This window comes from Vibrio sp. V19_P1S1T109, from assembly GCF_002241375.1.
Lineage (GTDB): Bacteria > Pseudomonadota > Gammaproteobacteria > Enterobacterales > Vibrionaceae > Vibrio > Vibrio anguillarum.
The window spans coordinates 1-10,701 of sequence record NZ_NDIM01000250.1; the positions used below are offsets into that span (position 1 = coordinate 1).

Here is a 10,701-nt window from a genome sequence, read left to right on the forward strand (position 1 = left end):
GGCTACCGAAGGAAGCTCCGGACATATCATGGGCTTACAGAGGTATTGCTCGATTAGGGGGTTGGAAGAATACAAAGCGAACGGGTCGTGCTTCTATAAAGACATTATGGCAAGGATGGTTTAGGTTACAAACCATCCTTGAAGGGTATGAACTGGCTAAGTCTCTTGATTCACCAGACTTGTGATCAAGAGACAGACCCTAACCCTCCCCTCAAAGGGGAGGGAATTTAAAAGCGATCACTGTAATCAGCACCTTTCGGCACCGAAACGAACGCTTTTAGTCCCTCACCCTTTTAGGGGGAGGTTAGGAGGGGGTGTACAGAATTTAAAAGCGATCACTGAAATCAGCACATTTCAGCACCCAAAACGAACATGCTTTTAGTCTCACCCCTTCAAGGGAGACGAGGCCGCTTTTAGCCCCTCTCCTTCTGGAGGGAAGTTAGGTGGATGTACGGAATTTAAAAGCGATCACTGAAATCAGCACATTTCAGCACCCACAACGAACATGCTTTTAGTCTCCCCCCTTCAAGGGAGACGAGGCCGCTTTTAGCCCCTCTCCTTCTGGAGGGAAGTTAGGTGGATGTACGGAATTTAAAAGCGATCACTGTAATCAGCACATTTCAGCACCCACAACGAACATGCTTTTAGTCTCTCCCCTTCAAGGTAGACGAGAGCGCTTTTAGTCCCTCCCCCTTCTAGGGGGAGGTTAGGAGGGGGTGTACTACAAACTCACGCCAATGTTGCTCACGCCTTCGTCGCGTAGCTCTTGGCGTAGGTCTTTAATCAAATCAATATCTCGCTCTACGGCTTCACGCAAAGGGCGGAAAATAGCCCACTGCACATCCCATTCGGCGCAGACCGCTTCATTTTGTTTTTGATTGTCGTTGGTGATCTCTTCGCCCGTTTGCGCTTCTTCTAACTGCGCCACTGTCAGCACCGATACCTGACTGATTTTTTGCATGTTTTCATACAGATAATCGCGATCAAGCAGGCCGTGAAGTAGGTGAGACAAAGCCACACACGCATCAATTGCTGGGTACACAGCGTAAACATTAAAATCTTCTGAGCTTGGAATGATCTCTTCCAACTTCTCCAATTGGTTCTCGAAATTGATTTTGGCACTTTTTACCGTGAGCAATTCCCAAACACTGTCGAGAATATCTCGATATACTCGCGTGTGAGCAAATTCAGTATTGTCGCAAAACATGGCATAGTTCGGGTACATACGTTCACACAAACACGCCATAAAAGTAATTTGTTGCCAAGGTTCAAATTTCTCAAGACGAACCTGCAGAGGGTTTTGTAGCATAATCACTCAATCGCAGCAGAAAAAGACAGCGGAAGTGTACTTGATAACCAACAGGGAAAAAAGCAAAGCCGATGAACAATTTCACTCATAAACTCTATATTCTGACCGAACACAACGATATTTATCGACAAGCGATTGAACAGGCGCAGTTGAGCGGCTTAGCCATCACTGACGATCACAGCGAAGCAACCATTTTGCTGGCCGCGCCACCACTGGCAGCAAAGTATTTGGACGATTTTCCGCAACTGGAATGGTTGCACTCGGAATATGCAGGCGTCGACACCTTAATCTCGCCGCAACTTCGTCAAGATTATGAGCTCACCAACGTTAAAGGCATCTTCGGCCAGCAAATTGCTGAATACGTTCTGGGCAACCTGATTGCACACTTTCGCCACTTTGCTTGCTACGCGCAGCAACAAGCGGCCAAACAGTGGCAAACCCACCCTTATCAATCGATCAATGATAAAACCATGGTAATCCTCGGCACAGGCTCGATTGGCAGCCATTTAGCGAAAGTAGCCAAAGCCTTTGGTTTGCACGTGATTGGCGTCAACCGCACTGGCATCCCAGCCAAAAACGGGGGTTTTGATAAAACCTATCACATTAACGAGCTTGCTACTGCCCTCGCTCACGCGGAGGTTGTGGTCAGTACGTTACCCAACACGCCGCACACTAAAGGCTTGCTCAATCAAAGTACGTTGAGCCATTGCCACAATGCATTGCTGTTTAATGTCGGGCGCGGTAAAAACCTTGTTGAGAGTGATTTGATTGCATTGATTGAAGAGGGGCACATTCAACACGCCTACCTCGATGTATTTGAAAAAGAGCCATTAAGCGAAGATCACCCGTTCTGGACGCACCCTGCCATTAGCCTTACCCCGCACATCGCGGCAGTGAGTTTTCCTGAGCAAGTGGTGGAGATTTTCACCCGTAATTACGGCTTGTGGCGCGACGGGTTCCAACTTGAAAACAGAATTGATTTTGAAAAAGGCTATTAGGTCAAATAGCGGTTAATAATCGGCACTAAGCCTAGGGAAACCTTAACTCAATGTTACTATAGACACGCAAACCACTTGCCATTGCTGTCGAGAATACACTGCCGCATCGAACACGGGTTAATGCGGTAAAACAGGAACGGTATCGCCTAATGACACAAGGAGCAAATCATGCCTTCAGCCATCACTTCGTGGCTACAATCACTGAACATTAATTTAGAACAACTGCTGCCGATTGCTGAAGCACTTGGGCTTATCGCGCTTATTTCTATCGTTATCCATTTAGTGTTGCACCGAGGGGTGAGCCTATGGTTACAGCGGCGCACAACGAACGCACAAGTTTTACAAAACATTCTGTTTAGCAAAAAGCTTTTCAGCCGCTTTGCCTTGTTAATTCAAGGGATTGTCATTTCAATCCAAACTCAGTTATGGCTTAGCCACGCCAGTGCGACTTACGAACTGCTGCATACACTGACCTTACTGTGGATTATTCTATTTGGCTTATTAAGCAGTTACGCCCTGCTCAATGTGGTGGAAACGTTACTTTATCGCAGCGCAACCAGCCGTAATATTCCGCTCAAAGGCATTATTCAAAGCATCAAAATCATCGCATTTGTTATCGCCGCACTGTTTGCGACGTCGATTTTAATTGGCAAATCACCAGTGCTACTGCTGAGCGGTTTAGGTGCGATGACCGCGGTCATCATGCTGGTATTTAAAGACCCGATTTTAGGGTTAGTGGCGGGGATTCAGCTTTCAGCGAACCAAATGCTAAGCGTCGGTGACTGGCTCGAAATGCCCAAATATGGCGCAGACGGTAACGTCATCGACATTAGCCTGACCACAGTCAAAGTGCAAAACTGGGATAAAACCATCACCACTATTCCGACTTATGCCTTGATCTCTGATTCGTTTAAAAACTGGAAAGGGATGCAAGAATCAGGCGGCCGACGCATTAAACGCAGCGTATTAATTGATGCCAATAGCATTCACTTTCTGACGCCAGAAGAGCAAAGCTACCTACGCAAAGCACAACTTTTAGAGCCCTACTTGGCCGAAAAAGAACAAGAGCTCAACGCCTATAATCAGATGAGCCAACTCGATTTAGCCTGCCGTATCAATGGCCGCCGCTTAACCAACATTGGCAGTTTTCGTGCCTATCTAGAACGTTACTTGCGTAACCATCCCCAAATTCACCAAGGCATGACATTAATGGTGCGCCAACTGGCCCCCACGCACGATGGCGTCGCGCTGGAAATCTATTGTTTCACCAATACGGTCGTGTGGGTCGAGTATGAAGGTATTCAATCGGATATTTTTGACCACATTTACTCCGTACTGCCCGACTTCGGCCTACGCGTTTCTCAAGCGCCAACTGGCAGTGACTTTCAAGCACTCGCAAGGTAAACATGACATTGCCTGAGTTTCCTCCCCCTAATGGGGGAGGGTTAATCGTAAAGTGATCGAGAAGGGTTACAGTTTAAAGCGGTTAATTTCTTGTTGAAGCTCTTTAGATAAGCTAGAAAGCAATTCAGCTTGTTGGGAAGCTTCTTGCGCTTCTTTTGCCAGTTCATCAGAGACGTCGCGTATACCTTGGGTATTACGCGTAATTTCCTCTGTGACTGACGCCTGTTCTTCTGCGGCGGTTGCAATTTGGGTTGCCATATCGCTGATCGTGCCGACCGCTTCACCAATTTTCACTAAGCTTTGCGCGGCCACGTTAGCATCTTCCACGCTACTTTCGGAAAGCTTGCTACTCTCAGTCATGATGTTCACGGCCTGAGTCGTGGTTTTCTGCAACGTTTCAATCGTCTGTTGAATCTCTTGCGTCGAACTGTGCGTTCGTTGGCTGAGTACCCGAACTTCATCCGCTACCACCGCGAATCCACGCCCTTGCTCACCCGCCCTTGCCGCTTCAATCGCCGCATTCAGTGCCAGTAAGTTGGTTTGCTCAGCAATGCCCTGAATCGCTGACAAGATCGTATTGATGTTTTGTGCATGCTGGTTCAAGTTCTCAATGACTTCTTTGGCTACCGTCATCTCTTTCGACAACTCACTGATCGACTGTTGAGTATTTTTCACCTGCTCAACGCCGTGGTTAGAAATTTTCACCGTATCCAAAGAGGTGGCCGCTGTATTATCTGCATTGCCTGCAATCTCTTGCGTTGCGGCCGCCATTTCGTTAATCGCAGTGGCCACCATGTTGATTTCATCTTGTTGCACCATAATGCGTCGGGTACGTTCATGGGCTTGCGCTGCGGTGTTTTCTGCTTGCAGTGTTAACCCTTGCGACACTTCATGGAAACGCTTGATCATGCCGTGCATATTACCGACGAACTGATTAAAGTTATTCGCCAGTGCGCCTACTTCATCTTGATAACGTGGTTCAATGCGCTGCGTAAGGTCAGCATCACCGTCTGCAATTTCCGCTAATGCTTGGGAGACTCGGCCCAAGTCACGCAGTAAGAAGCCAACCAATGCCGAAAACACGATCACGACCAAAATTGTAATGGCGACTGATATCGAGGTTAATTGCATAAAGAGAGCGCCAATATTGGTGTACTCCACCTCTTTATCGAGCTCAATGCCGAGCACCCAGTCAGTCTCAGGAACGGCAGTAAAGAATAATAATTTTTCGACATCACCAACCATCACGGTTTGTATTTTGTTCTCTGCCATTGAGCGGTCGATGACTTGCTGCGTTAGGTTAGGGCTATAAGAAGCCAGCGGTTTGAGAATCAAATCTTTATTACGGTGTGCAACAATTAACCCTGTATCACGGTTGATCAACATAGCGTTTGATTTTGCCCCTGCATCAATCGCAATGACATCCTTCACCAATTGATCAATTAACACATCAGCACCAATAACGCCCCAAAACTGTCCGTCTTTCTTAATCGGTTCAGCGAGCGTTACCATCAAAGCGCCCGTGATCGCATCAGCATAGGCGGCAGTTAATATCGTGCCGGAGCTATTTTTCGCTTCTTGATACCATCCTCTTGTCCGAGGATCATAGCTTGCATTGTCTGCGCCTCGAGACGGAATAGAACGGTGCATGGTGCCTTGCTCAGTGCCGAAGTAGAGTAAATCAAATTGTGCGCCTTGCTGAGCTTGCTGTAAAAAAGGCAGTGAATCTTCCTTCATTGTGTGAGGGATCACCGCGCTAATAACTTTGCTACGAACATCCAACCATTGGCTAATCGAACTCGTTGCCGATTTCGAGATACCATACACCCTTTCCTTGATGCCACTCTCCGTTTCATCTTTCAATAAATTTGCCGACAGTAACGTCAACACCACCGCCATCACAATAACAACAAGCAAACTTGTCATTATCAACTTACCTTTTAACGATAGATTCACAACTCACCCCCATTGGTGAAATAGATTAGGTTTTGTTTGTAAGAATCGCCCACTACACATGTACACTTTGCACTCACACCGCGTCGTAATTAACCGACAAAAAGTCCAAGCCACAATCTAAGCCACAAAGCGTTATCGTTTAGTTGCTAATGGATACAAATCTTTTACACCTATTAAAAGTAAGTTACTGCTATTAACAATGCAATTAACACGGCAAAACATTGCGCTCAATCTATCACCTCATAACCTAAACTGCGCAACGTAACCGCAAAAGCTTGCTTTGTGGTGGGCTCTCCATGAATCAAATGAATTTGCTTAGGCTTAGTCGCAATGCCCTCAATAAAGCGCAACAAATCGGCTTGGTCGGCATGGGCAGAATAACCCGACATACTGTGAACCTGTGCATCCACAAGCACGTCATCGCCATCGATCATCACCGAGTGATCTCCTTGCGCAATTGCTCGACCCAGAGTGCCTTGAGCTTGGAAGCCCGCAAAGATCACATCGGTTCTTTTATCAGGCAACAGCGCTTTTAAATAGGCCATCACTCGGCCACCTTCACACATGCCAGACGCGGCCACCACAATCGCCGCTTCCCCTGTTGAGGCTAAACGGTTGACCAATGCTTGATGGCTTCGATGATCTTGAACGGTAATACACTGTTCAAACGCAAGCGGATGTCTTTGTGCATCCAAACGCTTTTTCGCCTCTTTTCCCCACAATTTTTTAAACTTTCGGTAAGATTTCGTCACCTGTTGCGCCATGGGTGAATCTAAAATAATCGGAATATTGCCATCGATTTCACCGCTGAAGATCAATTGTTCAATATCAAACAGCAGCTCTTGTGTTCGGCCCACACTGAATGCTGGAATTAAAATGGTGCCACCGTCTTGTAAAGAACGGTTGATGATGTCCTTTAAGCGCTGCGCCCGCAGCTGCACATTGTCGTGGGTTTTGTTCGCGTAGGTTGATTCAATCAGCAGATAATCAGCGCGAGGCGGAGAGACTGGGTCTGGCAATAACGGTGTGTTGCTGGGACCTAAATCCCCTGAAAACAAGACAATTTCATTATTTGGCAGTTTCACTTCAATAAACGCTGAGCCTAAAATATGGCCCGCAGGCGTAAAGCGAAAATAAGTATTGTCTAAATCACGAGAAATACGCTGCCACACGCCATAATTCACCGGCTTTATTTGTTTATTCAGCCTTTCTAATATTCTTGTACGCTGTGCTTGCCCTAAGCCAAGTTGAAGCTTTAACCCATCTTCTAACATTAATGGGAGTAATTCTGCGGTAGCGGGTGTGCAATAAATAGGCTGATGAAAACCAGCCGCTAATAACCAAGGTATACGGCCGATGTGATCAATATGCGAGTGAGTTAACAACAACGCCTGCAGATGAGTTAATGGAAAATCAATCGCCATTGGTCGGCTATCACGCCCTTGAAATAAGCCGCAATCAACCAAAATCCCTTTCTTCCCAAGCCTCAGCTCATGACAAGAGCCCGTGACGGTCTCTTTTCCACCGTGGTGGATGATCTGCATATTCAATCCTTTCATTTTTTATGGCGTCATTGAATCGATAGTGCGCGCTATTTATTCATCACAACATATGGTCTGTTAAAAAATTCGTCACAGCTGACAAAGTTTCATTCTAACCGATGTATAGGCCACTAATATTTTTGCCCTAAAACACAAAAGGGTTCATCACAATATGATAAACCCTTTTTTGATACCGTAATCTAATTTAATTAGTACGTCACTAAGCTCTCTTCTGGAATTTCTCCTGAATTGTTCCTCTTCCACACCAAATCACAAATACCATCACTAGGGGTAAAACCTGTCGGTGCTTCAAGCAGCAGCTCACGGATCCGCTCATGATCAAAGTTATGGCAAGCAATATCGAGCTCTTCCAAAAGATGCATGTATTGAGGTAACGGTAAGTTCACTTCTGTCGCAGTCATGATTCGTTCATGTGCCGTATTCTCAACATTGTCACCAATCAAAAGCTCTTCATACAGCTTCTCTCCAGGGCGTAGCCCGGTATAACTTATCTCAATGTCACCGTATGGGTTAGATTCGTCTTTCACTTCCAACCCAGAAAGCTGAATAAGATTTTTGGCAAGATCTGAAATACGCACAGATTCCCCCATATCGAGAACGAAGACATCACCACCTTTGCCCATCGCTCCTGCTTGGATCACTAACTGTGCGGCTTCTGGAATGGTCATAAAATAACGCGTTATTTCAGGATCAGTAACAGTTAAAGGGCCGCCTGTTGCTATCTGTTTTTTAAACAGTGGTACCACGGAACCAGAGGAACCCAGCACATTACCAAAACGCACCATACAAAAACGGGTGCCTTTAGGCTTCTCATTTTCTTGCTCTGCCAAGGCTTGTAAACCTAATTCAGCCATGCGCTTAGTCGTACCCATTACATTAGTAGGCCTAACTGCTTTGTCTGTAGAGATAAGCACAAAGGACTCAACCTGAGCCTCCACTGCAGCTTTTGCAGTGTAGTATGTACCAAACACATTGTTTCGTACCCCTTCCACTACGTTGAACTCAACCAAAGGAACATGCTTATAGGCGGCGGCATGGTAAATGGTTTGAATGCTAAAGCTTTTCATCACCATTGATAAACGATTAATACGCTGAACAGAACCAAGCAGAGGTACGATTTCAATATTTAGTTTTTTGCGGACAATAAGTTGACTAAGCTCTCGATCAATTTGGTATAACGCAAATTCAGACAACTCAAAAAGAATCAACTTTTTCGGCTGGCTGAGGATAATTTGTCGACACAGCTCTGAGCCAATCGAGCCCCCAGCCCCGGTGACCATAACGACTTTATCTTTAATGTTTGCTTCCATTAACGAGCGCTGTGGTGTAACCAGATCTCGCCCAAGTAAGTCCTCGATCGCAACGTCTTTTAGCTCATCAATACTCGCCTTACCTTCAACAATATCTTTCATATCTGGTACGGTAAGTACTTCCGCTGAAAGGTGAACCAAGGACTCCAATATTTTCTTTCTTCGAGCACGCGAAGCACTTGGCACTGCGAGTAGTATCTGCTTTACATTATGCTTAGCAACTAACCTATCTGCATGACCAACATTATGTACACACAACCCCATAATCACGGTGTTTTCAAGGGTTTTATCTTCATCAATAAACCCTACTACTTTATGAGTTTCCGAATTTCTGAGCGCTAGTGCAAGCTGCCTTCCAGCTGAGCCTGCCCCATAAATCAGCACTGGCTTGTTTCCTTGACCATTGAGTTGGGCAACGAGCACACGAACAATAAGTCGCGAGCCTCCACACAAAAGGCAGAGAAAGGTTCCGTAAATAATGGGTAAAGAACGCGGAATAGGCGCACTAAAATAAAATGCAAGAACGGCAACAGAAGCCGCTGAAATCACCGTGCCAATACTGACCACCGCTAACGCATGAAAAGTAAGGTAACGCAATACCGCACGGTAAAGCCCAAGCCGTGTGAAAGAAAGGATGGTGATGATAGCAACACAACCCAGAAGATAAGGAACCGTTGGTGATTTGATCAAAACAATATCACCAATTCTTACCCAATAAGCAGCATAAAAAGAGAAGACGATAAAGAAAAGGTCAATAATGACACTAATAATGCGCTTATTAACCCGCGATAAGTTCCAGATAAAGTTCAGCCTAGCCATATTATTTCTCTATATAAACCAACGCCAGTATTGTACTGGCGTTGGTTTAAAAAGTCTTTGTAGATAAATTGAAAGCAGTGTTACTTCACAGCATCACCACTACCACTGCCCGTTGCTGTCATTAATATGTACTTGAAGTAATCTTTTAACGTCAAGGTATCAATCATCTGCTTATCTGTTTTTGCCAATAGCTGCGGTGTAGACATATCAATATTTTGCACCTGAGCAAGGCCAGTGATACCAGGTAGAACATCATATACCCCTAATGCATCACGTTCTTTAATCAGTTCTTCTTGGTTGAACAAATTTGGACGCGGCCCCACCAAGCTCATTTCACCTTTCACCACGTTAATCAACTGAGGTAATTCATCGATTTTGGTTTTACGAAGAAAAGCACCGAGTTTAGTGATTGACGCATTGTTCGCCAAGTGGCTTGCTACAGACTTGGTTTCTACCGACATGGTACGAAACTTAATCAACTTGAATGGCTTTTTATTTCTGCCTACTCGAGTTTGAACAAAAATCGGCGAACCTGTGTCGAAGAGGCCAATAATGGTGACAATCAATAGCACTGGCCACAGAAACAGCAAGCCAAAGAAGGCGGCTAGGAAATCTAAAAGACGAATCATATATTACCACTGTTATTTTTTGACTGAAGAAAGGCTTCTGCCGTTTTTTTAAAGCCTTCCTCTAACGTTTGAGGAGGTGTCCAATCTAATGTTTTTTTCGTATGAGTAATATCCACCTGTAATGAACCAAGCAGTCTATCCACAACATCTTGCTTACCAAATACTTTTCCAGCAAGTTTATAACACCACTTTGGAACTGGCAGCTGCCATGTCGATTTGCCCAGGGACAAAGCCATCAGCCTAACCATCTCAGAGGTAGAAACATCATGATCATCAGAAACTAAAAAAACTTGATTAGCTGCTTTGGGATGCTCAATACAAGTAACGATAAGATCAACCAAATTATCGACAGATACCAAACTACGCTTATTGTTGGTGACACAACCAAACGGTAATGGAATACCTTTTGAAACTAAGTTCATCAGAGAAGCGAAATTGGCTTTTACGCCTGGTCCATAAATCAATGTTGGACGAATAACTACAACTTCTATCCCCGTGTCTTGGGAAAGTTGTAAAAGCTGTTTTTCTGCTTCAGATTTGGATCTTCCGTAAAAATCCTCAGGCATGTGTCTATCATTTGAAGTAAACGGCTGACCTGCGTTTGTCACTTCACCATTAACTTTAATAGTACTTATGAAAATAAATCGTTTTACTCCCGATTGGACCGCTTGTTTAGCTAAGTTTACGGTTCCTAGTGTATTAACTTTTTTATAA

8 protein-coding genes and 1 pseudogene are annotated in these 10,701 nt (G+C 45.1%); 3 read left to right on the forward strand and 6 right to left on the reverse strand.

Annotated elements, in window-relative coordinates; all coding sequences use genetic code 11:
* A pseudogene (locus tag B9J87_RS12520) lies at positions 1-185 on the forward strand (IS4 family transposase); the annotation flags it as partial.
* A 536-nt stretch (positions 186-721) separates the two neighbouring features.
* On the opposite strand, the gene B9J87_RS12525 reads toward B9J87_RS12520, so the two are convergent.
* Positions 722-1,309, reverse strand: a complete 588-nt coding sequence (locus tag B9J87_RS12525; RefSeq protein WP_094151038.1) for a YjaG family protein — start codon at positions 1,307-1,309, stop codon at positions 722-724.
* Between the two features lie 71 nt (positions 1,310-1,380).
* On the opposite strand from B9J87_RS12525, the gene B9J87_RS12530 reads away from it, so the two are divergent.
* Complete coding sequence (locus tag B9J87_RS12530; RefSeq protein WP_094151040.1) at positions 1,381-2,307, forward strand: D-2-hydroxyacid dehydrogenase; 927 nt, start codon at positions 1,381-1,383, stop codon at positions 2,305-2,307.
* 168 nt (positions 2,308-2,475) lie between these two features.
* On the forward strand, positions 2,476-3,711 hold the full coding sequence (locus B9J87_RS12535) for a mechanosensitive ion channel family protein (protein ID WP_017045418.1): 1,236 nt from the start codon (positions 2,476-2,478) through the stop codon (positions 3,709-3,711).
* 66 nt (positions 3,712-3,777) lie between these two features.
* On the opposite strand, the gene B9J87_RS12540 is transcribed toward B9J87_RS12535, so the two are convergent.
* The 5 genes from B9J87_RS12540 to B9J87_RS12560 form a co-directional block, all read right to left on the reverse strand.
* Positions 3,778-5,667, reverse strand: a complete 1,890-nt coding sequence (locus B9J87_RS12540; protein WP_094151042.1) for a methyl-accepting chemotaxis protein — start codon at positions 5,665-5,667, stop codon at positions 3,778-3,780.
* A gap of 227 nt (positions 5,668-5,894) precedes the next feature.
* A complete protein-coding gene (locus tag B9J87_RS12545; protein WP_094147550.1) occupies positions 5,895-7,211 on the reverse strand; it encodes an MBL fold metallo-hydrolase RNA specificity domain-containing protein in 1,317 nt (438 codons plus the stop codon).
* Positions 7,212-7,417: 206 nt separating this feature from the next.
* The gene (locus tag B9J87_RS12550) at positions 7,418-9,358 is read right to left on the reverse strand and encodes a polysaccharide biosynthesis protein (RefSeq protein ID WP_094151044.1); all 1,941 of its coding nucleotides are present in this window, start codon (positions 9,356-9,358) and stop codon (positions 7,418-7,420) included.
* Between the two features lie 80 nt (positions 9,359-9,438).
* Positions 9,439-9,987, reverse strand: a complete 549-nt coding sequence (locus B9J87_RS12555; RefSeq protein ID WP_094151050.1) for a sugar transferase — start codon at positions 9,985-9,987, stop codon at positions 9,439-9,441.
* Positions 9,984-10,701: NAD-dependent epimerase/dehydratase family protein (locus B9J87_RS12560; protein ID WP_094151051.1), on the reverse strand; the 718-nt coding region annotated here is incomplete at its 5' end. The genes B9J87_RS12560 and B9J87_RS12555, both read right to left, overlap by 4 nt.

What these genes read in the sequence shown, in the direction of transcription:
- B9J87_RS12525 (WP_094151038.1), bottom strand. Translation starts at nt 1,309, where the DNA reads ATGCTACAAAACCCTCTGCAGGTTCGTCTTGAGAAATTTGAACCTTGG.
- B9J87_RS12530 (WP_094151040.1), top strand. Translation starts at nt 1,381, where the DNA reads ATGAACAATTTCACTCATAAACTCTATATTCTGACCGAACACAACGAT.
- B9J87_RS12535 (WP_017045418.1), top strand. Translation starts at nt 2,476, where the DNA reads ATGCCTTCAGCCATCACTTCGTGGCTACAATCACTGAACATTAATTTA.
- B9J87_RS12545 (WP_094147550.1), bottom strand. Translation starts at nt 7,211, where the DNA reads ATGCAGATCATCCACCACGGTGGAAAAGAGACCGTCACGGGCTCTTGT.
- B9J87_RS12550 (WP_094151044.1), bottom strand. Translation starts at nt 9,358, where the DNA reads ATGGCTAGGCTGAACTTTATCTGGAACTTATCGCGGGTTAATAAGCGC.
- B9J87_RS12555 (WP_094151050.1), bottom strand. Translation starts at nt 9,987, where the DNA reads ATGATTCGTCTTTTAGATTTCCTAGCCGCCTTCTTTGGCTTGCTGTTT.